The 25059-nt window shown below is 59.6% G+C and carries 22 protein-coding genes; 17 read left to right on the top strand and 5 right to left on the bottom strand.

Annotated features, from left to right (window positions below):
- Nucleotides 1-60 precede the first annotated feature (60 nt).
- The 5 genes from F7R19_RS24485 to F7R19_RS24465 all read left to right on the top strand — a co-directional run bounded on the left by F7R19_RS24485 (nucleotide 61) and on the right by F7R19_RS24465 (nucleotide 5182).
- The gene (locus tag F7R19_RS24485; protein ID WP_150982292.1) at nucleotides 61-576 is read left to right on the top strand and encodes a hypothetical protein; all 516 of its coding nucleotides are present in this window, start codon (nucleotides 61-63) and stop codon (nucleotides 574-576) included.
- Entirely contained in the window at nucleotides 564-2888 is a 2325-nt protein-coding gene (locus tag F7R19_RS24480; RefSeq protein ID WP_150982291.1) for a sbcc family protein, read from the top strand. Before F7R19_RS24485 ends, F7R19_RS24480 begins: the two co-directional genes overlap by 13 nt.
- 281 nt (nucleotides 2889-3169) lie before the next feature.
- Nucleotides 3170-3541 (top strand): hypothetical protein, encoded by a 372-nt coding sequence (locus F7R19_RS24475; protein ID WP_223506405.1) that lies wholly within the window; start codon nucleotides 3170-3172, stop codon nucleotides 3539-3541.
- A 33-nt stretch (nucleotides 3542-3574) separates the two neighbouring features.
- Nucleotides 3575-4129, top strand: coding sequence for a hypothetical protein (locus tag F7R19_RS24470; RefSeq protein ID WP_150982290.1), 555 nt, complete (start codon nucleotides 3575-3577; stop codon nucleotides 4127-4129).
- Between the two features lie 96 nt (nucleotides 4130-4225).
- Nucleotides 4226-5182 (top strand): adenine nucleotide alpha hydrolase family protein, encoded by a 957-nt coding sequence (locus F7R19_RS24465; protein WP_223506408.1) that lies wholly within the window; start codon nucleotides 4226-4228, stop codon nucleotides 5180-5182.
- A gap of 791 nt (nucleotides 5183-5973) precedes the next feature.
- Here F7R19_RS24465 and F7R19_RS24460 read toward each other — a convergent pair.
- Entirely contained in the window at nucleotides 5974-6255 is a 282-nt protein-coding gene (locus F7R19_RS24460; RefSeq protein ID WP_150982289.1) for a DUF4148 domain-containing protein, read from the bottom strand.
- A gap of 277 nt (nucleotides 6256-6532) precedes the next feature.
- Here F7R19_RS24460 and F7R19_RS24455 point away from each other — a divergent pair, with 277 nt between their 5' ends.
- The 3 genes from F7R19_RS24455 (at nucleotide 6533) to F7R19_RS24445 (ending at nucleotide 10211) form a co-directional block, all read left to right on the top strand.
- Nucleotides 6533-7987 (top strand): alkaline phosphatase, encoded by a 1455-nt coding sequence (locus F7R19_RS24455; protein ID WP_150982288.1) that lies wholly within the window; start codon nucleotides 6533-6535, stop codon nucleotides 7985-7987.
- Nucleotides 7988-8016: 29 nt separating this feature from the next.
- Nucleotides 8017-9417 (top strand): alkaline phosphatase, encoded by a 1401-nt coding sequence (locus F7R19_RS24450; protein ID WP_150982287.1) that lies wholly within the window; start codon nucleotides 8017-8019, stop codon nucleotides 9415-9417.
- A gap of 89 nt (nucleotides 9418-9506) precedes the next feature.
- Nucleotides 9507-10211 (top strand): hypothetical protein, encoded by a 705-nt coding sequence (locus F7R19_RS24445; RefSeq protein ID WP_150982286.1) that lies wholly within the window; start codon nucleotides 9507-9509, stop codon nucleotides 10209-10211.
- A 241-nt stretch (nucleotides 10212-10452) separates the two neighbouring features.
- On the opposite strand, the gene F7R19_RS30295 is transcribed toward F7R19_RS24445, so the two are convergent.
- Complete coding sequence (locus F7R19_RS30295) at nucleotides 10453-11250, bottom strand: hypothetical protein (RefSeq protein WP_223506409.1); 798 nt, start codon at nucleotides 11248-11250, stop codon at nucleotides 10453-10455.
- Nucleotides 11251-11358: 108 nt separating this feature from the next.
- Nucleotides 11359-11817: an MgtC/SapB family protein gene (locus tag F7R19_RS24435; RefSeq protein WP_011229343.1), complete on the bottom strand. Its 459-nt coding sequence runs from the start codon at nucleotides 11815-11817 to the stop codon at nucleotides 11359-11361.
- A gap of 250 nt (nucleotides 11818-12067) precedes the next feature.
- Here F7R19_RS24435 and czcN point away from each other — a divergent pair, with 250 nt between their 5' ends.
- From czcN to czcE, 9 genes are all read left to right on the top strand, one after another.
- Complete coding sequence (gene czcN / locus F7R19_RS24430; protein WP_011229344.1) at nucleotides 12068-12718, top strand: heavy metal efflux RND transporter CzcN; 651 nt, start codon at nucleotides 12068-12070, stop codon at nucleotides 12716-12718.
- Between the two features lie 312 nt (nucleotides 12719-13030).
- Nucleotides 13031-13378 carry a CDF family cobalt-zinc-cadmium transporter CzcI gene (gene czcI, locus F7R19_RS24420; RefSeq protein WP_137924345.1) on the top strand — a complete coding sequence of 116 codons (348 nt, stop codon included), beginning with the start codon at nucleotides 13031-13033 and terminating at the stop codon, nucleotides 13376-13378.
- Between the two features lie 75 nt (nucleotides 13379-13453).
- Nucleotides 13454-14710, top strand: coding sequence for a heavy metal efflux RND transporter CzcC (czcC, locus tag F7R19_RS24415; protein WP_150982285.1), 1257 nt, complete (start codon nucleotides 13454-13456; stop codon nucleotides 14708-14710).
- A gap of 17 nt (nucleotides 14711-14727) precedes the next feature.
- Nucleotides 14728-16290 (top strand): heavy metal efflux RND transporter CzcB, encoded by a 1563-nt coding sequence (czcB, locus tag F7R19_RS24410; protein ID WP_004635340.1) that lies wholly within the window; start codon nucleotides 14728-14730, stop codon nucleotides 16288-16290.
- Nucleotides 16291-16306: 16 nt separating this feature from the next.
- On the top strand, nucleotides 16307-19498 hold the full coding sequence (gene czcA / locus F7R19_RS24405) for a heavy metal efflux RND transporter CzcA (RefSeq protein ID WP_150982284.1): 3192 nt from the start codon (nucleotides 16307-16309) through the stop codon (nucleotides 19496-19498).
- Nucleotides 19499-19548: 50 nt separating this feature from the next.
- Nucleotides 19549-20499: a cation diffusion facilitator family transporter gene (locus F7R19_RS24400; protein WP_004635344.1), complete on the top strand. Its 951-nt coding sequence runs from the start codon at nucleotides 19549-19551 to the stop codon at nucleotides 20497-20499.
- A 1-nt stretch (nucleotide 20500) separates the two neighbouring features.
- Nucleotides 20501-21178: a heavy metal homeostasis two-component system response regulator CzcR gene (gene czcR, locus F7R19_RS24395; protein WP_008646724.1), complete on the top strand. Its 678-nt coding sequence runs from the start codon at nucleotides 20501-20503 to the stop codon at nucleotides 21176-21178.
- A gap of 4 nt (nucleotides 21179-21182) precedes the next feature.
- Nucleotides 21183-22613 carry a sensor histidine kinase CzcS gene (gene czcS, locus F7R19_RS24390; protein ID WP_150982332.1) on the top strand — a complete coding sequence of 477 codons (1431 nt, stop codon included), beginning with the start codon at nucleotides 21183-21185 and terminating at the stop codon, nucleotides 22611-22613.
- A 108-nt stretch (nucleotides 22614-22721) separates the two neighbouring features.
- Nucleotides 22722-23123 (top strand): copper-binding periplasmic protein CzcE, encoded by a 402-nt coding sequence (gene czcE / locus F7R19_RS24385; RefSeq protein ID WP_011514820.1) that lies wholly within the window; start codon nucleotides 22722-22724, stop codon nucleotides 23121-23123.
- Between the two features lie 298 nt (nucleotides 23124-23421).
- Here czcE and F7R19_RS24380 read toward each other — a convergent pair whose 3' ends face one another.
- Nucleotides 23422-23700, bottom strand: a complete 279-nt coding sequence (locus tag F7R19_RS24380; RefSeq protein ID WP_008646716.1) for a hypothetical protein — start codon at nucleotides 23698-23700, stop codon at nucleotides 23422-23424.
- Between the two features lie 182 nt (nucleotides 23701-23882).
- Complete coding sequence (locus F7R19_RS24375) at nucleotides 23883-24950, bottom strand: porin (RefSeq protein ID WP_150982331.1); 1068 nt, start codon at nucleotides 24948-24950, stop codon at nucleotides 23883-23885.
- Nucleotides 24951-25059: the final 109 nt, after the last annotated feature.

The following is a 25059-nucleotide window of genomic DNA, read 5'->3' as shown; positions in this document are numbered from 1 at the left end:
ATCTACCCAGACGGGTGCTTCCCGTCCGGGGCGCACTCTGTCCTACGCCTGGAGTGCCACATGATTCTCTACCACGCCGGTCCTGACTGGCTCTTTGTTGAAGAGACCTTTATCAACCGCTCGGAGATGGCAAAGCGCCTTTGCGAGCAACATGATTTTACGCAGTGCATGATGTATGAGCCGTTCGGCCCCGGCCGCGGCGCCGTGATCGCCAAGCGCGACCACATGCTGGTGATGGCCTTGGGCGAGGCGGGTGGAAACACCTTCTTTGCCGTTGCGCCGTCCAAAGAGCTGCAGGACTTGATCTGGTCATTCTCGAACGGTCTGGCCTCTCAGTGGAGCGAACTGGAATTGCGAGCCCTCACCGGCCAGCAGGACTGGGACGCCGTGATGAAGCTTGCTGGCGTGCAGTTTTCCGCCGCACGCCGCTCAGTTGAGCGGGCGATTGCCGGTAAGCCGGAGCACGATGCACCTTCGCTGCCTGATATTCCGCAATGGGACGAAAGCGTCATGGAAGTGCCGTCCGACTATCTCCATTCCTTCAACGGCTCGGAGGTTTCCGAATGCGCCCACTGAAGCTGACGCTGTCGGGATTCCACGGAATCCGCGACGGCATGCATAGGGATAGCGTCACCGTCGACCTGTCGGCGGTGCCAGGCGGTCTGATCGCCCTTGTCGGTCCCAACGGGGCGGGCAAGACAACGATCATGGACAACCTGCATCCGTTTCCGATCATGCCGAGCCACGCGAGCAAGATGTCGGCCGACGCATTCTCGTACTGGGACCATCTCTGTGCCCCGCGCGCGGAGAAGGATCTGGAATGGGAGCACGGCGGCAGGACATACCGCTCCGCGTTCGCGTTCCGTAACCCTGGTAAGAGCCGCAAGGCCGAGTACTACTTGTTTGAGAAGAGCGCCGATGGCGACTGGAAGCCGATTCAACTGGCTGACGGCACGCTGTCGGATGGCAAGGCGGACACCTACAACCGGTGTCTCGAAGCCGTTCTTGGGTCGCCCGAAGCGTTCTTTACCAGTGTGTTTTCTGCCCAGAACCGGCGGCCACTCGCCAGCTATCAGCCAGGCGAGATCAAGAAGCTGCTCGCCGAGCTGCTCGGGATCGATCACTTGCGAGACCTATCTGCGAAAGCAGGCGAGGTTTCCAAGCTGCTCACCCGCTCGCTGGACACCCTGCAGCGCGACATGCTGACCCTCACGGGGAAGCGTGAGCGGGCGGCCGTGGTGGCTCGCGATATCTGGCAGATGGGCGAAAGCCTAGATGCCGAGCGCCATGCACGTGACGAGGAGACAGCGAAGGGCGCCAAGCTGCTGCAGGAGCGCGCGACGCTTGCTGCAAAGCAAGTTGCTAATGCCGGTACCGAAGCGCGGTTGCGGGAACTGAGCCAGCGCAAGGGTGATTTGGACCAGCGTGCGGCCTCGCTGACCAACGATGAACAGGCGGCCGCCGGACGTGCTGCTGCACGTCGGCGCGATCTAGATCGGCAAGCGGCAGGCCATCGTGCGGTATTGGCGGAGGCCTCGGCCATTGAGGCGGCTGCTGGCGAAAGGGATGCAGCGCAACTGGCCACTGGCCAGCGGCAGGCAGAAATCGCCAGTCAGCGCGTAGTCGTGGAGAAGCTCGATGCTCTGCAGGTCCAGCACGCGGCGCTTAGTTCCGAGCTCACGGGCCTGGAGCAGCAAGGTGTTGCGGGCGCGAAGCTTGTTGAGTCGTTGAAGCTGCAAGCTGACGTCATCGAGACCGTTCCCTGCCGTGATGATCCGATGCACGCCACCTGTCCATTGCTGGCGCAAGCTCGCAATGCCAAGACAAACCTTGGAGAACAGGTTGTATCGGTGAAAGCACTGCGTGAAAGCTATCGCAAGAAGCTTGATCAGGTGCAATCGATGCAAACTGGGGTTGCGGAGTGTGCTACGGCGCGCGCTGAACTTGCTGCACTGCAGGCACGGCTTGATAGCGATCAGCAACGGCTGCAGCGACTCACGGCGTTGGCCGCCAAGAAGCCCTTGCTAGACGCTGCGCGCGAAGGACTGGCGCAGACTGAACGCGATCTGGCGGCATTGAGCGAGGAGGATGCATCACGCACTGAGCGCCACAAGCGCGATATCGCGGACGTGCAATCCCAACTCGAAGCGGTGCGTCGGGAACTGGCGACGCTGGCCACGGAGGACGTGACCGGCATGCTGGCCCAGATGGATCGCCAGATTGCAGTCAGCCGGGAGGCTGTCGCTGCGATTGCAGGCCGGATCGAGGCGTTGATTCGGCAGGAGAGCATGTTGGTGGCCGAGCGGGAGCGTCTGGATGTTGAGCTTGCCGGCTTGCCGGCAATCGAGGCGAAGGCGCAGGCGCTGTCCGACCAGATTGCGCAATGGAAGCTGCTTGCGAAAGGCCTGGGCAACGATGGCGTGATCGCGTTGTCCATCGACGACGCGGGCCCGGCCATTACCCAGATCGTCAATGACTTGCTCCTGGCCTGCTATGGACCGCGATTCACCATCGCGATTCAGACGCAGACAGCGCTGGCCAGCGGCGAGATGCGCGAGGGCTTTTCCATCAACGTGATCGATGCCGATAACGACACCACGAAGGAGTTCGGTGTGATGTCGGGTGGGCAAAAGGTCTGGATCAACGAGTGCCTGACGCGCGGAATCGCCCTCTATCGGGCGCAGGATGCGCAGCAGCCTTTCCAGACGCTGTTCACCGATGAGGCGGACGGTCCGTTGGATCCGGAGCGCAAGCGCGCCTTCATGAAGATGAAGCGCGAGGTGCTGCGGGTCGGCGGTTATCAGCGGGAGTACTTCATCTCGCAGACACCCGACCTGGTCGACGACGCCGACGGCGTCATCGATGTCGTTGCGCTGGCGTTGCAGTAGCGCCCGGCGCCATTCACTAACCATATGCCCGTTTCCCGAAAGGGAGCGGGCATTTTTCTTGGATCTAGGTATATGCCCTTAACAGTTGTCCTACAAGTATGCGATACAGCAGTCCCGCGTGGAACCACGGCCGATCGTGCTGCGCGCATCCTTCGGCTCCTTGCAGATGAAGTTGTTAGCCAGATTCCTCAGTTGGAAGACGGCACCAGCGTGCGCGTATCGAAGCAGAACGGGCTGGTCCTTGGCGTTGCAACTTACACCGTTGACTGATGTCCTGAGGATTGTCTACCTCTGACGGAGGGATACGGTCCTCGCAGATTCTTCCGATAGTTGAGGCACGTGTTGCCTCCCAGCTCCTACTCTTCCGTATGCCAAAGGTATTCGTCACGGCCGAAGAGGCCGAAAAGCTGCTGCCGCGTCGGCGGCGAATTCACACCTTCATCCGCATCTTCGGATGGCAGGGCGACAATGTTGAACGTGATGCGCTGCTCGAGGTGTTCAAGGCTGCGAAAAACGTTGAGGTTTCGCAGGAAGCCGCCTGCTTCGATCACTACCTCGCGGTGAAGATCGACGGCATGGTGACGTACATCGAAACCAATCTGAAGGCGCTGGCCAAATTCGGCCTGTTGCCGCCGGCACGCAAAGCTGCCTAACTTCGTTCACCGGGTCTTGGACCCGTCTATTCATTGAGCCCGCCCACCTCCAAAGGTGTTGGCGGGCTTTCCTTTTTTGGGAACCTCATCATGACAATCTCATGTGCATCGTTCACGCCGGCGCAGGATGCGTGTATTGCTCGCGCTGTTGAGCAGGGTAAAAACGAAATTAAGGTGTGCGTCGCGGCCGGGCAGGTCCCGCCCACGACAGCGACGTTTGCTGAGCTGGAGCCTCACCTGCATACGCGGTGTCTCGGTGGTCTTTGCAACAAAGATGGAGAATTCTTGCAACTGTTTCCGCGCAACTCGGAATCGAGCACCGCAACGTTCAACCAGGCAGCGGAAGTTGTGCGACGTGCGCTTGGCGAATGGATGTCCAGCAGTATCGAACGTAACGCGCTACTCGTAACCGAATTGGTGGAACTAGCTATGAACGCTGCTTGCGCGGCTGTCCAGGACAAATTGGGCATCGAGCATGGTGATGCAGCGGGTCAGTTCTTCTCTGGCCAACAGGGAGAACTTGTGCAGTCAGCGCTTGCACGCTACGTGCTCTTCGAGATCGCGTTGATGTCGGAAGTAAGCCGATAGGCGGCGCCGGCGCGCCGGCCATCGTGGCTGTAACCCAGCTTTCTTTTAACCCCTACGGGCCCGCCCGTAGGGGCGGCCCCGTTCTATTGGGCCATCATGGAAACTATTTCTTTGTTCCCGCAGGGCGCGTTCGAACCCATTGAGCGCAAGATCGACAAGGCTATCGCGACCATCTCATCTTTGCTCCAACAGCGACATCCCATTGTCGTGGCGTTTAGCGGTGGGAAGGACAGCAGCGTTGTGGCTGCGCTGGTACTGCACGCAGCCATGCTTCATCGTGCTTCGGGAGGCAAACCGATCATCGTTGCGACGACGGGCGATACGCTTGTCGAATCACCTGAGGTTGCTCAGCACTACCGTGCCGAATTGCGCCGCATGCTTCAGTTTGGAAAGCGCCACGGTTTCAAGGTGATCGCGAAGGTTGTCCAACCATCAATGGCCTCGACCTTTCAGTTAAAGGTGTTATCCGGCCGCGGACTTCCGAGTTTCCCCGGCACCCATGGTGATTGTTCGACTGATTTGAAAATTACTCCGCAACGGTCCTTTCGGCGGAAGCTGTTCAGGCAGTTAGCAGAAAAGGGCCTGCCGGTACCCGTGACGTGCTTGGGCACCAGGTATGTCGAAAGCGCGAGACGGGCTGGAGCTATGCGCTCGCGCGGCGAGTCCGATCAAGTGGCCATGACGATTAAGGACGGGGATTTGGTGTTGAGCCCGATTTCGCGGTGGTCCGATGATGACGTCTGGGAAGCTGTCGGGCTATACGGCGGTGGAGCTTTGCCCGGGTTCTCGGATTTTGAGGATATGCGCCGCATCTATGCGCATTCGGTCGGTACAGGCTGCGCTGTTGTGGCAGACGCGATTCTTGAGGGCGTTGCACGAAAGCAGGGTAAGTGTGGCGCGCGCCTGGGTTGCCATGTTTGTCAAATGGCTGAAGACAAGAGCCTCGCCAACATGATCGAGTTCGACGAACGCTATGCGTATGCACGTGGTTTGCAACGCCTGAATCGTTTTATTCGGTGTGGCGAAACAATAAAGTCCGATAAATTTGACTAAGAAAGTCGTAGATGGAAAGCTTCCTATCGACCGTAGAGCCTTCCTCCGTAAGGTTCTACGACTTTCTTGTCAGCCGGCCAGTCACTTTCGTCGACGATCCGTTTTCTAGTTTCACTGCAAGTCTGCACCGCCTTCGGCACCAATAGGCCGGCCATATGACTCCGGTGCTGGCCTGATCTGGAAGGAACCCACAACGCCCACGCCCCTTGGCTTCAGCCTCGGGGCGTTGTCATATGCGCACCTCGCAATGAGAATTCTTAAGTATGGCGACTGATCGGCCTCAACGAGGCAAACCGCACGCTGCGGTGTCTCACAAGCTGGGCGAGAAGGGTTCGCTTGCAGTCGGACTCAGAGTCTGCGGCCATCGAAAAGTGTGCGGAATGTTAGCGACAGCTTCCGAACCGACGCGACGCCAATCATATCGGTGTGATCGATGCGACGGTCGCTTCTCCTGGGCCACATCCTGACTACGCTGCCCCGATCATCTGCGCCGCTGCCGAGTGTGGCCGAGAGGCTGCGTTTGTTATCTACGTGGAGCCGACGCTTGAATGTCACGGGGTAGACAGGCCCGAGCGGCAGAAAATGGCCGGACCCGGCCGTCGGTCCACCTTCGCAGGCTGGCTAGGCTCGATCGGCGGCTCGCGACCCATCACCGACCTCCGCCCAAGCGTCCTTGATTGACTGTTCATGCTCAGTGAGCGGTCCATAGAGGATCTGTGCGACGGTGAATATTTGGAGAAGCAGTGGGCTTCTTTGTCCACGGCCTCCGAGTATGGGCATTGGTTTATCGGCTATCGAGGGACGCCTGGCTCGTCATGCTTGTCAAATGCCGGGTTGGCGGCATCTTTAGAATGCATGGATGCTGCGTGATCGGCCTTCTGTTGCTTGACCGTCTGCTCGCTGGGCGGGTACTCGCCGTTCTTCTTGGTGTATGTGCCGTCGTGCTTGGATTTTGCAAGCTCCTTCTTGACCTCTGCACGGCTGCGACTCTGTGAGGAATCGCTGCCGCCTTGCGCAAAGGCGGGCAGCGCAATGCTGGCCGATAGAACGATGGCAAATGCGAGACCTTTCATTTGACTGACTCCTGCCCCGGCTGATGCCGAATATACGCCTTTAAGGGATTGAACCGGCAATCTGATCTGAGATGGCGGTCGATTCCTTTATAGCGATCCAAGGCTTCTGACTCGTTGAATGTTGATTACAAGTTGGTAATGTTGACAACGAGCGGTTGTCGAATCTACTGGAGCCAAAGGTTCAACGTGACAGCTTGAACGGCATAGCAGTCAATGTGTCATGTAGTCGCCATATTGCTGCTTCATCCTCTCGTCTCCAATCAGGGAGGAAGTCACAATGAGAAGAATTGCGGCAGTTGTGCCGGCTGTGATGTCGATCGCCCTCGCAGCATGCGGCGGTGATGGTTCGAACAACGGAGGGTCCCCCGTTACGCCCACGTCGCCACCCCAGGCGGCGGCTCCGACCAAAAACGTGGTCTTTTTCCTGGGCGACGGCATGGGTCTGACCACGCTCACCGCTGCGCGCATCTACAAGGTTGGCGAGGATGGCGATCTGACGATCGACACGATGCCGGAGAGCGGATTTGTCCGCACGTACTCGAACGATGCGCAGGTGACCGACAGCGCGCCGTCGATGGCAGCGTACATGACCGGCGTGAAAATGAACAACGAGGTCATCTCGATGACCCCGGAAACTCGCGCCACCGATGGCAGCGGCAAGGCCTACGTGTCGGGTGCCGACACCACCTGCCCGTCCAGCGGCAATGGCGCTGCCGTGCCGACGCTGCTGGAACAGATGAAGGCTGCCGGCTACGGCACAGGCGTGGTCACGACCACACGCATCACGCACGCCACGCCGGCAGCCACGTACGCGCACATCTGCCATCGCGACGGCGAGAATGCCATCGCCGCGCAACTGGTGCCGTCGAACGCAGGCTTCAATGGCGCATTGGGCGACGGTGTCGACGTGATCTTCGGCGGTGGCCGCCAGCATTTCCTGGCAACCACTGCGGGTGGCAAGCGTACCGATGGCCGCGACCTGGTCAGCGAGCTGAAGACCGCTGGCTACACCTATGCCGCCAGCAAGACCGACTTCGACAAGATCACGGCCAGCAATTCGAAGGTGGTCGGCCTCTTCAATTCCAGTCACATGGAATACGACCTCGACCGCGATCCGGCCAAGGAGCCGAGCCTGGCCGAGATGACCGGCAAGGCCATCGACGTGCTGGCCGCAAAAAAGAAGGGCTTCTTCCTGATGGTGGAAGGCGGCCGTATCGACCACGCGTTGCATGAAACCACGGCCCGCAAGGCGCTGCAGGATACGGCCGCATTCGACGACGCGCTCAAGGCCGCCATCGACAAGCTCAATGTGATCGACCCGGGCTTGAAGAACACGCTGATCGTCGTTACCGCCGACCACGACCATACGCTGGTGCTGAATGGTTACGCCAAGCGTACGGGCAAGACCAGCGATAGCAATCCGGGCGTGCTCGGTCTGGTGAAGGACTACGTCACCGGTTCCCTGAAACTCGATAGCGGCGGCAATCCGTTCTCGATCATCGGCTTCGGCAACGGCGAGAACCGTCCTGCCACGCGCACGGCGCTGACCGACGTGATGGTCTACGAAAAGACCTATCACCAGGAGGCCGTGATCCCGATGCCTGTGGGCGGCGAAACGCACGGCGGTACTGACGTGTTCATTGGTGCGATGGGCAATGGCGCCACCAACTTCTCGGGTGTGATGGACAACACCGAAGTCTTTGGCCTGATCAAGAAGTCGATCGGACTCTGAGCCCCAGCAACCAGAACGGAATACCGACCATGAAAATCACGACCCGTATCGGTCTGCTGGCCGCCGCTGCCGCCAGCGCATGCCTGTCCCTGCCGGCGCACGCCGCGGGCGAGGCCAAGAACGTTATCTTCTTCCTGGGCGACGGCATGGGCCCCGCCACGGTCACCGCATCGCGCATCTACAAGTACGGTGAATCGGGCCGGCTGACGATGGAATCGCTGCGCCGCACCGCCCGCATCAAGACGTTCTCGAACGACGCGCAGACTACCGACAGCGCACCGTCGATGGCGGCCTACATGACCGGCGTGAAGATGAACAACGAGGTCATCTCGATGTCGGCCAACACGGTGGCCACCGCCCCGAGCGCCGACGTCAACGGCAACCGCACGATCAATAACTGCGCCCCGACTAACGGCACGTCCGTACCAACGCTGTTGGAGTTGGCCAAGGCCAAGGGCAAGGCCACCGGCGCGATCACCACGACGGAACTGACGCACGCCACGCCCGCCGCCACGTACTCCCATATCTGCCACCGCGATGCGCAATACCATATCGCGGCCCAGGCTGTGCCGGGTGGCGTGGGCTTCAACACCGCGCTTGGCGATGGTGTGGATGTGCTGATGGGCGGCGGCCGCAACCACTGGACGCCGTACGACGCCACCACCAATACGCGTGGCCGTTTCGATGGCCGCAATCTGTTGACGGAAATGGCGGCAAAGGGCTACACCGTTGCGGCGACCCGTGACGAGATGGCGCAGGCCAACGGGACCAAGCTGATCGGCCTGTTTAGTTCGACAAGCCATCTCGAGTACGAAATCGACCGTGTGGCGGGCCGGGGTCAGGGTGCCACGCAGCCTAGCCTGTCAGATATGACGGCCAAGGCCATCGAACTGCTGTCGAAGAATAGCAACGGCTACTTCCTGATGGTGGAAGGCGGACGTATCGACCACGCGCTGCACGGCACCAATGCCAAGCGTGCGCTGGAAGACACCATTGCCTTCGATGACGCCATCAAGCGTGCGCTGTCGCTGGTGGACCTGTCGAACACGATCATTGTGGTCACGGCTGACCATGACCACACGATGACCATCAACGGCTACTCTCACCGTGGCAACCCGATCCTGGCCACTGCCACGGATTACAAGACGAAGCAGACCGCCAAGGCGGCCGACGGCATGCCGTACACGACGCTGGTGTTCGGCAACGGCGGTACGCCGCGCAAGGCTACACGCGACGACCCGTCGCTGGTGGACACGACCGCCGACGGTTACCTGCAGGAAGTGGGTGTGAACCTGGGTACCCCGGGTTCGGAAACGCACGGTGGCGGCGACGTCATGTTGTTCTCGACCGGGCCTGGCAGTGCGCCACTGAAAGGCACGCTCGATAACACCAAGGTATTTGGTGTTGTGAAGTCGGCGGCCGGTCTGTAAGCCGGGTCTTGTCGCCCAGAATGCGCGCGCATTGGTTACCGGTGCGCGCGCATCGTCGTTGCAATGTCTCTATCGTTCCCGTCATACCCATGAAGCATTTCATTCAGACCTTCCTGTTGGCGTCGCTCGCGGCGGGCGCCACGTCCATCGCTGGTGCTGCCGGTGCCGCCAGCACGGCCGACACGGCGCCGCTGGCCCTGCGCGTACAGCATGAGTTGTCGGTGCTCGGCAACGACGGTGTCAAGCGTGATATCGCCTTCAACGAGCAGGTCTACCGAAGTGGCGATGCTGTCTGGATCGAGCGCGAGATTCCCGCGGCTGTCCAGCATAAGCATCATGCCGGCGAGAAAGTGGAGAACGGCCACAAGCACCTTGACACCGCCACGGCGGCCCGCTGGATCGCGCGCCAGCCCGACGGAAAGCTGCTGGTACGGCTCGTCAGCGACGAGAAGCGCCGCACGTTCGAAGTCGGCCAGGGGGACTACGGCAATGTCGGATTTGATGGATCGTGGCCTGCGGCGCGCCATCTGCTCGATCCGGCCTTGCTCAAGACCATGAAGGCCGAAGGCCCGGTGCGCGATGGCGTGCAGGTCTATAGCGCACGCCGCGGCAACGACCGGCTGACGGTGCAATGGGACGTGGCGAACCAGTATCCGCGTGTGGTGCAGTCACGCAGCATGGACGGCACCCAGAGCAAGATGACGCGGGTCAGCCGCGTGACACTGCCCGCCTCGGCGCCATGGGAGCGCGCCCGCAAGTATTCGCAGGGCGAGTATTCCGACCTGCTGGACTGATACTCCGGGGCAGTCGACGGTACGACCCTTCGTGACTGGGGCCAGGGCTTTGGCATCCCGCTCTACGCCCGGAACCGCAAAAGCGTCGCGGTCTCGTAAGCGAAGAGCTTCGATCCCTTGTGAGCGGCATATAGCAAGGGATCTTTTTTTGGGATCACCGATTTCCTGTGATGACTATCTGGGGCCGGCGCTACGCACGAGTGCGGCCGCCCAAGTACCTCGCAAAATCGACCGCGAGGCTTCATGCATAGTCTCTGCTAACGAAATCCTCAAGCATCAACACCTCCGTGGGGATGCTCAGGTACGTGTAGGTTACCCTCGCCTTGTCATAAAGGCGCTTGTCATTGGTGACGAACTGCTCGCAGCCGCTGGCATAAATGCTGTGGGCCACGTCATGCTCGAGAGAGCGTGACTGTCTGATTTGCTCAGGCAAATATGACGTCTCTTCCAAGAAGCCCATGGTGAGTTCGATTGCGCGCTGGAGCACGGGGAAATGGTAGGAAATCGTGGGCCAGTAGATGTCGTTGACGCCATGGGCCCTGCATATCAGCGGCAGATCACTTCGAAGAAGCAGTTCTAACCGGAGGTTCTCTCGGTCCTCCGGACTGGCCAGGAACTCGCTTGGTTGGTTGGACATCTGGTTTGCCAGATCTCCGCCAACGTTGGTCTTCTTTACGAAATCCCGCGTATACCAATCGTTCTTCTCGACAACCGGCTCTTTGCGATAGTGCCGCATGACCCGAAGAAAGCACTCGAGAGGCTGTTCTTCTTTCGTAACCATCGGGCCTAACGTCGTCGGAGACAATTGCACGTTCCGGCTAATTCGAGAAACATCGTCTATTTTGCAGAAAGCGGCCGCTAACCGATCGAGCGGGGGAGTATCCGAAGGTCTTGCGAGCCACGAGGCAATCTCTTCCATGTGCGTCGGGCTGTAAGGAAATTTATGTCGATCGGACAGCGCGCCCATTTTGGCGTGCAGAGCCGGGTTCGTGCCCTCGTGAAGGTGCGCAAAGAGGCTGTAATCCAGGTAAATTCTCATGCAATGGAGTTTGCGTACTGTTAGGCGGGCACATACGTTTGGGAAATGCTGGCCGAAACCTGAAGTCGGCGCATTCGCGCTGCACGTGGCTTGGGAGGAGTGGGAGTCTTACTTCTTCGACATTTGAAGGATTCTGAGCACGATGAGTGCGAAGGCAGTCGCGACGATGGCCGTCACCGCATGGCCCATGCCGGCGGCCACGCCGATCGCGGCAGCAATCCAGATGCTCGCGGCAGTTGTGAGCCCCCTGACATGTGTCTCATTGTCCGGCTTTAGGATCGCCCCTGCACAAAGGAATCCGATGCCTGACGTGAGACCCTGAAGCACGCGGCTCATGTCGGCAAGCTGCACGCCCGCCTGGAGGGGAACCACGACAAAAACGCATGCCCCCAGTGCGACGAGCATGTGAGTGCGCACGCCTGCGGATTTTCCCGAGCTCTCCCGCTCGTACCCCAGCAAGCCCCCCAAAACGATAGAGACGGTCATTCGAACGACGGCGCGTACCGCCTCGGCAGCATTAGCGAGATCGGAGAATTCCGAGCCCAATGTGCGGATGATGTCGTTCATTGCGGGGCGTCTCTGGGTGTGTGCTGAAAATGGCCAAGACAGTCTATGTCCCAGAAGATGACTGTCAGATTGCCGAGCTATGACACAACCAGATTCGCTGGCCTGGGGGGCAAGATTAACAACGTATTACATTTCGGCAATAAAGCCTGACAACGGAAGGGCAACCTTAGAATGCCGGCCATTAGTGCTCGTTTTCGCGCCAGTGTGTCCACTCGAAGTGCGCGACATTCTCCTCCAGCCCCCGAACCGCATGACCGATTCTTCTATCTCCCCGTCCCACCCCGCTGGTCTCTCGAGGGCGCTGGACAATTTCCTGACACGCCACCGCATTGGCGTTTGGCGGGTTGTCGTAACGTTTGTCCTGGCAAGCCTGCTCTTTGGCCATTCCCGGTGGGACGGTACCTGGGTGTCGCCGCTGCTGCTGACGCTGGGGATGTTGGGGGTGAGCCTGGCCACGGTCGGGCGGCTCTGGTGCGCGTTGTACATTTCCGGGCGCAAGAACAATACCTTGGTGACCTCGGGCCCTTATTCACTGTGTCGCCATCCGCTCTATGTCTGCAACTTGCTAGGCATTCTCGGACTAGGGGCGATGACCGAGTCGCTGGCGGTTACCGCAGTCCTGGCGCTCGCATTTGCGCTCATGTACCCGGCAGTGATTCGGACTGAAGACCGCTTTCTGGCTTCCGCCTTCCCGGAATTCGCCGAATACGCACGCCGTACACCAGCGTTCTTTCCCCGTCTGTCGCTGTATAGGGGGGAGTCGACATGGACGGTCCATGTGTCTTCCTTTCAACGCAATATTGCGGACTCGGTCTGGTTTCTCGGCCTGTCGGTGGTCGTGGAGTCGTTTGATCTGTTCCATGACGCCGGCGTCCTCCGGGCGGTCGTGACGCTTGCCTGATGCGGGCAACTCCGCATACACGTACAGCCATGCACTACGCTCACGTCTCCGATTCTGTCGTCGAGAGCATGCTCGTGATGCTCGTCGGCCTGATCGTCCTGTATGTGGGGTTCGCTGTCTATTTGCGGTGGAAGCATGGGCCCGCCCCCAAGCGTAAGACTGATGAGGGGCGAAAGCGGCACCCCAAAACGAGCAGGCGAAAGCGATAATCGTAATCTGCTCTTAATGCTGATGATCGAGGATTCATGTAAACTTCGACCACGGCCCAGCCGTTAGCATCAACCCAAGCCTCCCGCACAGTCTCCCCAAGGAATGCGACGTTTCGTTCTGATCTTCGTGCTGCTCATTTTGCCGTTCCAGTTTTCCTGGGCGGCAGCGGCACGCTATTGTCAGCACGAGAAAGCCACGGCCACTTGGCACCTTGGGCACCACGAGCATCGTCATCAGCAGCCGGAAGGTAAAACGGATGCCGAGAAAAAGCCATTCGTGGATACAGACTGCGGGGTGTGCCATCTGGTCTCCCTCCCGTTTGTGTATGGACAGACGCAGGACGTCTTGATAGCTAATCGGGTCGAAGTGACCGATACGCAGCATGCGTCCGAGTTCTCGTCTCTGAATGCCAGGGCTCCCGACCGTCCTCAGTGGCAGCGTCTCGCTTGATCGGCGAGACGACGACTCTTTTTCTCCTATCGTTTCTCGCCGAATTCTCCTGGTCAAATACCTTGGTGCAATTCGATGCGAAGACTATTTCTGCCGCTCGGGCTGGCGGTAGCATTTCTCAGCCCAAACTTTGCCGTAGCGCAATCTGACACCGGCACGTCCATGGTGCCCGTCTTCCCAAGGGAAGCGGCGGGACCGTTGACCCTCGAGGCCGCGTTGTCGCTGGCGGCAGGAAGCAATTTCAACCTGTCCGCCGCCGCCAAGGAACTCGATTCCACAGAAGGTGGGATCATGCAGGCCCGGGTTATTCCGAACCCGGAACTCCAGACGCTGGTCGAGGACACGCGAAAATCCACCCGTACATCCACCGCCCAGATGAATATCCCGATCGAACTGGGCGGCAAGCGCTCGGCTCGTATCAATGCCGCGGAAAGGACGCGCGAACTGGCGCAGGCAACGCTGGCTGGCGTTCGCGGCGACATTCGGGCGCAGGTAATCGAGAGCTTTTTTTCCGTCTTGATCGCACAGGAACGCGTCAAGCTGGCAACTGGCTCCGCGGATATCGCTGCGCGGGGCGCGCAAGCCGCTTCACGCCGCGTCGCGGCCGGCAAGATCTCCCCGGTTGACGAAACTAAGGCACGTGTCGAACAGGCCAACGCCGAACTTGAATTGGCCGAAGCAACGGCGAGCCTGCAGTCCGCCCGTCAGGCGTTGACGGCGTTGTGGGGCAATGCATCGCCGCAGTTTGCCGAAGCACAGGGCAATCTGGACGCGCTGCCATCCAGGCCGGCGCCTGAACTCCTTCAGAAGGAGCTGGAAAACTCACCGCTGGTGGCCGCAAGCCGCGCTGAACTTGACCGCCGCCAGGCATTGGTGGGCGTTGAGCGCAGCCGCCAGTATCCGGATCTGACAGTCAGTCTGGGTGCCAAGCGAGATACAGAAGCCAACCGCAACATGGCGGTGATCGGTGTGGCGATCCCGTTGCCGATTTTTGACCGGAATCAGGGCAACTTGTATTCGGCCATCCGCCAGGCGGACAAGGCGCAGGATGAATATCTGGCCAATCGCATCAGCCTGACCCGAAATCTCCTGATGGCATCGAACCAGCTGTCGGTATCGCGCGCCTCGGCACAAACGCTGAAGCAGACCGTCTTGCCAGGCGCCGAGCAAGCCTTCAACGCGGCGACCATTGGCTTCGAGGCCGGCAAGTTCAATTATCTGGACGTCCTGGATGCCCAGCGCACGCTGTTCCAGGCACGCATCCGCTATCTCGGCGTGCTTGGACAAGCCTATCAGGCGGCGACCACGATCGATCGCATTCTGGGACGTTAAGACGGGATTCATAAAACATGGCTATTTCGAACAAACAAAAGGCTGCCATTGCGGCCATCGTACTGGTGGGCGGCGTCGCGACTGGTGGCGTTCTGCTGAGCGGGCGCTCTGCGCCGGAAGAGCAGGGTGGGCACTCGGAATCCAAGGGGCATGGCGACACCGAGCACCATGGCAAGCAGGCGGCGGAAGCCGACCACAAGGATGACAAGTCACACGGCGACGGCGAGCATCACGAGGTCAAGAAGGGCCCCAATGGTGGCGCGCTCTTTTCGCGTGATGGCTATGACGTCGAAATTGGCACGGCCGAATCCAAGGGCGAGGCCCGTATTCGGCTCTGGGTTAGCAAGTCTGGGAAGGCGGTGGCAAATGGCGTGGCAGCGACAGGCCAGCTCGTGCGGGCTACGGGCGAGTCTCAAGCGCTCAAGTTCGTGGTGTCTGGCGACGCGCTGGAAAGCCAACAGCCAGTTGCCGAGCCCCATGTCTTTGACGTGACCGCAAATGTGACCTTGCCCGGTTCGTCTTCGCCACTCGCCGTGCGGCTCTCGAAAGAGGAAGGCAAGATTGAGTTGACAGCGGACCAGCTGGCCAAGACAGGGGTAGTGGTTCAAACCGCGGGCTCGGCAAAGGTCCAGGCTGGCGTCCAGTTCCCCGGCGAAATCCGTTTCAACGAAGACAAGACAGCCCACGTGGTGCCGCGACTGGCTGGCGTCGTAGAGAGCGTTCCGGCCAATATTGGGCAACAGGTTAAGAAGGGACAGGTTCTCGCGGTCATCGCGAGCACCGGACTTTCTGACCAGCGCAGCGAACTGCTCGCAGCACAGAAACGTCTGGATCTGGCGCGTGTCACTTATGACCGCGAGAAGAAGCTCTGGGAACAGAAGATCTCTGCGGAGCAAGATTATCTGAGCGCCCGCAACGCGCTGCAGGAAGCGCAGATCAGTGTCCAGAACGCGCAGCAGAAGCTGACCGCCATTGGCGCCAGCAACAGCTCGACGGCACTCAATCGCTACGAGCTGCGCGCACCGTTCGACGGCATGATCGTTGAAAAGCATATCTCGCTTGGGGAAGCGGTGGCGGACAACGCCAACGTGTTCACGCTGTCGGATCTGTCGTCCGTCTGGGCCGAGTTCGTGGTGTCTGCCAAGGATGTCGAGCGGGTGCGCATCGGCGAAAAGGCGTCGATCAATTCGGCATCGTCCGATGTGAAGGCAGATGGCACCGTTTCATACGTGGGTTCGCTGCTGGGCGAGCAGACGCGGACGGCGAAGGCCCGCGTAACATTGACCAATCCACAGATGGCTTGGCGACCGGGTCTCTTCGTCACGGTCGACGTATTCGGTGCTGATGTCGAGGTGCCCGTTGCGGTGAAGACCGAGGCCGTCCAGGACGTCAATGGCGAGAGCGTAGTCTTTGTCGCGGTTCAAGGTGGATTCGTGCCGCAGCCGGTGAAGGTCGGCCGGACAAACGGCAAGGTCATCGAGATTGTCGAGGGCCTGAAGCCGGGCGCACGTTACGCCGCCGCCAACAGTTTTGTTCTGAAGGCCGAACTTGGCAAATCCAGCGCCGAACACGGCCATTGATACGGGGGAAACAGCAATGTTTGAACGTATCATTAGTTTCGCCATCCAGCAGCGATGGCTGGTCCTGCTCGCCGTGTTTGGAATGGCCGGGTTAGGGATTTTCAGCTACAACCGACTACCGATCGACGCGGTCCCTGACATTACCAACGTTCAGGTTCAGGTCAATACCTCGGCACCAGGCTATTCACCGCTCGAAACCGAACAGCGTGTTACGTATCCGATCGAGGTCGTGATGGCCGGCCTGCCGGGACTCGAACAGACGCGTTCCCTGTCCCGCTATGGCTTGTCGCAGGTGACGGTCATCTTCAAGGATGGCACGGACGTCTATTTCGCGCGCCAACTCGTCAACCAGCGCATCCAGGAAGCCAAGGGCAATCTGCCTGAAGGCGTTGTGCCGGCGATGGGGCCTATTTCGACCGGCCTCGGGGAGATCTATCTATGGACCGTTGAAGCCGAAGAGGGTGCTCGCAAAGCTGACGGGACTGCCTATACGCCGACAGATTTGCGCGAAATCCAGGATTGGGTGGTACGGCCGCAACTGCGTAACGTGCCCGGTGTCACCGAGATCAATACTATCGGTGGTTTCAACAAGCAGTACCTGGTCGCGCCGAGTCTTGAACGGCTAGCGTCGTACGGGCTGACGCTGACCGACGTCGTCAATGCGCTGAACAAGAACAACGACAACGTGGGTGCGGGCTACATCGAGCGTAGGGGCGAGCAGTATCTGGTTCGTGCGCCGGGTCAGGTTGCGTCCGAAGACGACATCCGCAACATTATTGTCGGTACAGCGCAGGGGCAGCCGATCCGCATTCGCGACATCGGGGATGTGGAGATTGGCAAGGAACTGCGTACCGGTGCGGCAACCGAGAATGGCAAGGAAGTTGTGCTGGGCACGGTATTCATGCTCATCGGCGAAAACAGCCGGGCTGTGTCAAAAGCGGTCGATGAAAAGGTCGCTTCCATTAACCGTACGATGCCGGAAGGTGTGAAGATCGTAACGGTATACGACCGGACACGTCTGGTCGACAAGGCCATTGCGACCGTCAAGAAGAACCTTCTTGAAGGCGCGGTGCTCGTCATCGTAATTCTGTTCCTTTTCCTGGGTAACATCCGCGCGGCGCTGATTACCGCGACGATCATTCCGCTGGCGATGTTGTTCACCTTCACGGGGATGGTGAACTACAAGATCAGTGCGAACCTGATGAGCTTGGGCGCGCTCGACTTCGGCATCATCATCGATGGCGCGGTGGTGATTGTCGAAAACTGTGTGAGGCGACTGGCGCATGCGCAGGAACACCATGGCCGGCCATTGACGCGCTCCGAGCGGTTCCATGAGGTGTTTGCCGCAGCGAAGGAGGCGCGTCGCCCACTGATCTTCGGTCAGCTCATCATTATGATCGTCTACCTGCCGATCTTTGCGCTGACGGGGGTGGAAGGCAAGATGTTCCACCCGATGGCGTTCACGGTCGTCCTGGCGCTGCTGGGCGCGATGATTCTGTCCGTGACGTTCGTTCCGGCTGCGGTCGCCTTGTTCATCGGCGAACGGGTGGCCGAGAAAGAAAATCGTCTCATGCTCTGGGCGAAGCGTCGCTACGAGCCGCTGCTGGAAAAGTCGCTCGCGAACACGGCCGTTGTATTGACGTTTGCCGCGGTGTCAATTGTTCTGTGCGTGGCCATTGCGGCCCGCCTGGGCAGCGAGTTCATCCCCAATCTGAACGAAGGCGACATTGCCATCCAGGCGCTGCGCATTCCTGGCACGAGCCTGTCGCAGTCCGTGGAGATGCAGAAGACGATCGAGACGACCCTCAAGGCAAAATTCCCCGAAATCGAGCGCGTGTTTGCGCGGACAGGTACGGCGGAGATTGCATCCGATCCGATGCCGCCGAATATTTCGGATGGCTACATCATGCTCAAGCCTGAGAAGGATTGGCCAGAGCCGAAGAAAACACATGCCGAACTGCTGTCCGCCATCCAGGAGGAAGCCGGCAAGATCCCCGGGAACAACTACGAGTTCTCCCAACCGATCCAGCTGCGGTTCAACGAGCTGATCTCCGGGGTCCGCTCGGACGTCGCAGTCAAGATCTTCGGCGATGACAACAACGTGCTCAGCGAGACGGCGAAGAAGGTATCGGCCGTGCTGCAGGGCATCCCCGGCGCGCAGGAGGTGAAGGTAGAACAGACCACCGGCTTGCCGATGCTGACGGTCAAGATCGATCGGGAGAAGGCGGCGCGATACGGGCTTAACATGAGCGACGTGCAAGACGCGGTGGCAACGGGCGTCGGAGGCCGTGATTCCGGAACCTTCTTCCAGGGCGATCGTCGTTTCGATATCGTGGTCCGCCTGCCCGAAGCTGTGCGCGGCGAGGTCGAGGCTCTGCGCCGATTGCCGATTCCGTTGCCAAAAGGAGTGGACGCGAGAACGACGTTTATCCCATTGAGCGAGGTGGCGACGCTGGAAATGGCGCCCGGCCCGAACCAGATCTCGCGCGAGAACGGCAAGCGCCGCATCGTGATCAGTGCCAACGTTCGTGGACGTGATATTGGTTCATTCGTGCCCGAGGCGGAAGCGGCTATCCAAAGCCAGGTCAAGATCCCGGCTGGCTACTGGATGACATGGGGTGGCACCTTTGAGCAACTGCAGTCCGCCACCACCCGCCTGCAGGTGGTAGTGCCGGTGGCGCTGTTGCTGGTCTTCGTACTGTTGTTTGCGATGTTCAACAACATCAAGGATGGCTTGCTAGTCTTCACGGGCATTCCCTTTGCGCTGACTGGCGGGATTCTTGCCCTGTGGATACGCGGCATTCCGATGTCCATTACTGCAGCGGTGGGCTTCATCGCGCTGTGCGGGGTGGCGGTGCTCAATGGTCTGGTGATGCTGTCGTTTATCCGATCGCTGCGCGAAGAAGGGCATTCCCTCGACAGCGCGGTCCGAGTTGGCGCCCTGACGCGACTGCGTCCGGTGCTGATGACGGCCCTGGTGGCATCCCTGGGTTTCGTGCCGATGGCCATCGCCACCGGTACGGGCGCTGAGGTGCAACGTCCCCTCGCAACGGTGGTAATCGGTGGCATCTTGTCGTCCACGGCGCTGACCCTACTGGTGTTGCCGGTGCTCTATCGACTTGCTCACCGCAAGGATGAGGACGCGGAAGATACTCGCGAGCCAGTCACTCAGACGCATCAACCGGATCAAGGCCGCCAGCCTGCATGACGTAAATCCTTGGGCGGTCATCGTACCGCCCAATTTTTATAGGAGTTTCTATGGGCGCAGGTCACTCACACGACCATCCCGGTGGCAACGAGCGATCGCTCAAGATCGCCCTTGCGCTGACCGGTACGTTCCTGATTGCCGAAGTGGTCGGTGGTGTCATGACGAAGAGCCTGGCGTTGATCTCCGACGCCGCGCACATGCTCACGGACACCGTCGCACTGGCCATCGCACTGGCTGCTATTGCGATCGCCAAGCGACCCGCGGACAAGAAGCGGACATTTGGCTACTACCGTTTTGAGATTCTTGCCGCGGCCTTTAACGCATTGCTGCTGTTCGGTGTGGCTATCTACATCCTGTACGAAGCCTACCTGCGGCTGAAATCGCCACCTCAGATTGAGTCAACCGGCATGTTCGTCGTGGCTGTGCTGGGCCTGATCATCAATCTCATCAGCATGCGCATGCTGTCCTCCGGGCAAAGCAGCAGCCTGAACGTGAAGGGTGCTTATCTGGAAGTCTGGAGCGATCTGCTCGGGTCGGTTGGCGTCATCGCCGGTGCGATCATCATCCGCTTCACGGGCTGGGCGTGGGTCGACTCCGCCATTGCGGTGCTGATCGGCCTCTGGGTACTGCCTCGCACGTGGATCCTGCTGAAGTCGAGCCTGAATGTGCTGCTCGAAGGCGTACCCGATGACGTGGATCTGGCAGAGGTTGAGAAGCAAATTCTGGCGACGCCCGGGGTAAAAAGCTTCCATGACCTCCACATCTGGGCACTTACCAGCGGCAAGGCGAGCTTGACGGTTCATGTCGTGAATGACACGGCCGTCAACCCGGAAATGGAAGTGCTACCGGAATTGAAGCAGATGCTGGCTGACAAATTCGATATCACGCACGTGACCATTCAGTTCGAACTGGCACCATGCGAACAAGCGGATGCAGCTCAGCATTTCAATGCATCGCCAGCACTGGTCGGATCGAAGTCGCTTGCTGCAGGAGGAAACTAAGGTGCGGGTACTTGTTGTAGAAGACGAACCGCGTACTGCGGAGTATTTGCAGAAGGGATTGTCGGAGTCGGGTTTCGTGGTCGACATCGCGAACAATGGTGGCGATGGGCTCCACATGGCGGAAGAGACCGACTACGACGTCATCATCCTGGACGTCATGCTGCCAGGTATGGACGGGTGGACGGTCATCAAGTCCATTCGATCCAAGTCCGAGACACCCGTACTGTTTCTGACGGCGCTGGATGATGTGGCGGATCGTGTCAGAGGCTTCGAGTTGGGGGCAGACGATTACCTGGTCAAGCCCTTCGCCTTTGCCGAGCTCCTTGCCCGTATCCGGCGTTGCTTGCGCCAAAGCACCTCGAAGGAGTCCGAGCGATTGCGCATTGCCGATCTGGACATCGACGTGCTTGGAAGGCGGGTATTCCGGGGAACTACCCGCATTGAATTGACGAATCAGGAGTTCTCGCTGTTGCACCTGCTCATGCGCCGGAGAGGGGAGGTGCTGTCGCGAACCACGATCGCGTCCCAGGTCTGGGACGTCAACTTCGACACGGATACCAATGTCGTTGACGTCGCGATCCGGCGCCTGAGATCCAAGGTGGATGATCCCTTCGATCAAAAGCTGATCCATACCGTACGGGGAATGGGCTATGTCCTCGACCCAGAGCGCGGCCGGTGACGGAATGAGGCCCGGGACTTCGATAACCCCGCTGTCACTGACGAGGCGGCTTGGGCTCTTCTTTGCATTGGTACTGTCTATCGCGCTGGCCAGCATGGGCGCCTTTGCTTACTACTCGCTCGCCGCGCAACTCGAGGCCAGAGACGATGAGGTTGTAAAGGGAAAACTCGAACAGGTCGAGCATTTCTTGCGCGAGGTGGACGGGGTGCAGGGCGTCCCGGCGGCGCAGCATCGCTTCGATGATCTGGTGCGAGGTTACTCGGACCTCATCGTTCGCGTCACGGCGCTGGATGGCCGGCTTTTGTTTCGCACGGGCAACGATGCATTGCTGGAAGGCACTGACCAAGCGGCGGTCACGGGAAAGTCATCGCTCATGTTCCAGTCCGCCGATGCGGTGTTGGGGCGAGACGGTACGCGGGCGACGGTGTTCGTGGCGAAGTCTGGCGAGGACAGGAAGCAGGTGACTGCGCGATTCCGGACGACGCTCGTGCTTGGTACCACCGTCGGTGTGATATTGACGGCCCTGGTGGGGGCGGCCATTACGCGCCGTGAGCTGGAGCCGGCGCACGTACTTATCAAGCAGATCAACCGGATCAGTGTGGAACGGCTGAGCTACCGGGTGGACATGCCACCCAAGCCCACCGAAGTGCGTGATATCGCCTCTGCGTTCAATGCGATGCTGCAACGCCTCGAGGATGTTTATCAGAAGCTGTCGCGGTTCTCCGCCGATCTTGCCCATGATTTGCGCACGCCGCTTAACAACCTCATTGGACATGCCGAGGTCGCCTTGTCACGAGACCGCACCGGGCCCGAGTATGTCGCCTTGGTGGAGGAAAGCCTGGTCGAATACCAGCGACTTGCGAGGATGATCGATGCGATGTTGTTCCTCGCGCGAGCTGACAGTGCCAATGTGGCGCTCGAGTTGACGGAACTCCAGTTGAATGCAGAACTTCGCAAGTTGTCCGCCTACTTTTCGGTGCTTGCAGAGGAGCGAAGCGTCGTAATCAGGGTAAGCGGGGATGCCACCCTGGTCGCTGATGCCATTCTGTTCCAGCGTGCGATCAACAATGTTCTGTCAAATGCGGTCCGTCATGCGTGGCCGAATTCGATGATAGATCTGGTGGTGCGCCGCGAAGCGGCACATTGTTGCATCGACATCACGAACGTTGGAGACCCAATCCCGGAGCGGGAACTTTCCCTCATCTTTGATCGGTTCTTCCGTGGGGATAGGGCGAGATCCAACTCGTCACAGTCCACGGGGCTGGGCCTGGCCATCGTCCTGTCGATCATGGAGCTCCATGGCGGCGACGCGTCAGCCGTGAGCGGCTTGGATGGGAAGACACGCTTTACATTGCGCTTCCCGCTCAACGGTGCTGAAGCCTCAGCGCGGGTTTCGGTGGGTAGGCCGAGTCAGGACCGACCAGTCGTTGGGTAGAGTGGTGCAATGAGCCCGATTGCCTATTTGTAATCGCCGGGCAAGGCTGCAGCATGCGTACAATTTATACACTCGTTTTCATAGATCAACGAAGTCTCTAGAAAGGAGATGACTATGAAAACGAAGAAACACGCCTTGCTGTTTGCGGCGTTGCTGTTGGGTGGGATGTCGGCTTCGTATGCTTTGGAAATGACCGGGTTGAAACCGGGCGTGCCTGCGTCGACGGCGACGGCGCAGGCGATGGCGAAGCGTCACGCGACCTTGTATGGCGATCCAGCCGGCCAATCTCAGGCCAGTCGCATTATCGACGTGAAGCCAGGGATGCGGTATGTCAACGTGGACTCTGGCGAGACGGTGGCGTTTCGGGCCGGCGAGAAGATCGTCGCATGGACCTTCGCCCAGATGGTCAGGGATACGAGTGTGGACCTTGGCTTGTTGATGCCGGATCTGCCGGGTAGCGCTGGCGTGCGCGTCTATATTGATAGAAGCGACCTCTTCACAGGTGGCTGAACGTTGCTGAACCGGTGAACTACAGGCCCCGCACAATGCGGGGCCTTTTTCATCGTCATTGGCGTCGGTTCTGCCGCTTAGCAATACACGAGGCGATGGGAAGTTGTAGCACGCGCCACCGCATCATGAACGGCACCGGATTGACGCCGATGGAGGGAAAAAAAGCTTGCCCTCCGGGGAGGGCAAGCTTCGGAAGCTTTCGCCATCGGGATAAAGCGAAAGAGCACCAAGAGCCAAGCAACTGACGGGTGCCTGGCTCCCCCACAGAGGTCGGTCTGAGTTTCAGGGACGGCTTGCGTCAAATTCCGCGTGCGCCATCGGTGAACACATCACGCGGCCCAATACGCGAGCCGTCGGTAAATACGTCACGCTGGCCGAGGCGTGCGCCGTCGGTGAACACGTCGCGCTTGTCGATGCGTGCACCGCCGGCGTAAATGTCGTTGACTGCGGCGCGTCCGCCGTCGGTGTAGGGGTCGCGGGGACGGTGGATCTGGCCATCAGGGGTAGCAGCGATGGCGGAGCCGGCGGCAGCAATCGTGAGGGCAGCAGCAATCAGGGCAGTGTGAATCGTCTTCATGGAATCTCTCCGGAGTCAATGTTTGTGAGTCTCTAATCGCTCACCGTGTTCACAGTCTAGCTACCGGACCTGCTCCACTGAATTACCCGCGTATTACGATCCTGTCATAAAAAAATGCCTCCCGGTTGGGAGGCACAAACTCTCTTGAATTAACAAGAAAGTGTCGATTCTTTTGAGCTCGCTCAGAACTTGTGGCGTACGCCTACGACGACGCCGGTCTGATCCTTGCCAGGGACAACGTTGGTCGGGCTGCCGGTCGTCGAGTTGTAGCCGTTCATGCCCAGCTGCGAGTTGCCGCGGTTCAGTGCATAACCGACGTTCATATACACATCGGTACGCTTCGAGAAAGCGTAATCTGCCGAGGCAACGAACAGGAACGGGTCTGCGCCAGAATTGCGGCTGTCCGTGTAGTAGGCGGCGCCGGTCAGCGTCAGTGCGGGCGTCAGGCCATAGCGCAGGCCGGCCCAGTAAATGTTAGAACCGTTCGTCGGCAGCGCACCGACATTGCCGTTGTACCAGCGATAACCAATAAATGCCTTAGCCGGTCCGAAAGCGTAGCTCGCGCCAATTAGAGCGCGGCGGTCCTTGCGGTCGGCCGTGGCGACGGTGCTGCCCTGGATCTCGTCGTACACCGCGCCGACAGCGAGGGCGCCGGTTTCATACATGAGCGATACGCCCATGTTTCGATCGACCTTGTAGTTCCCCGGCACTTCGCCGCCGCCGGTGCGGCTAAAGCTGTAGAGGCCGGTGACCGTCAGGCCACTGAAGATGCCACGGTACTTGATAGCATTGTCAGCGCGACCCGCCAAGACGTCATCCATCTTGAAGAGCGAGTAGCGCGGCGCGAAGCCCATCGGGTCGAGTTGCAGCGTGGTGTCATACATTGGTGTCGTTTGACGACCCAACGTCAGTTGACCATATTTGCTACCCAATCCTACGAAGGCACTACGATCAAAAAGACGGGTGCTGTTGTTCTGTGCGCCGGTGTCGAACGAAATGCCGCTTTCCAATTCGAAGATGGCTTTCAGACCGCCGCCAAGGTCTTCGACGCCACGCAGGCCCCAACGCGACGTCGACATGTTGCCGGAGGTCATGCGAACCTGGTTCGAGCCACCGGGCGAAGCCGATGGGACGTTGCTCAGATACTCGATACCCGCGTCGGCCACACCATACAGCGTGACGCTCGATTGAGCGAATGCGGTTGTAGCGAACAGACCGAGGGATGCGACGGCTGTGCGTGAGCACGAGATTCGATGGATGCGCGAGCACGGTAATTGATGGTCGGCTGCGGCACCGTCCATCACCAATGTTGCGTGCCGTCGGGCAACGCTGATGGACGTGGCGATCTATCGCGGTGGA

Source organism: Cupriavidus pauculus (assembly GCF_008801835.1).
GTDB lineage: Bacteria > Pseudomonadota > Gammaproteobacteria > Burkholderiales > Burkholderiaceae > Cupriavidus > Cupriavidus pauculus.
The sequence above is the reverse complement of the archived record's forward strand: the minus strand, read 5'-3'. Positions and strand labels throughout refer to the sequence as shown.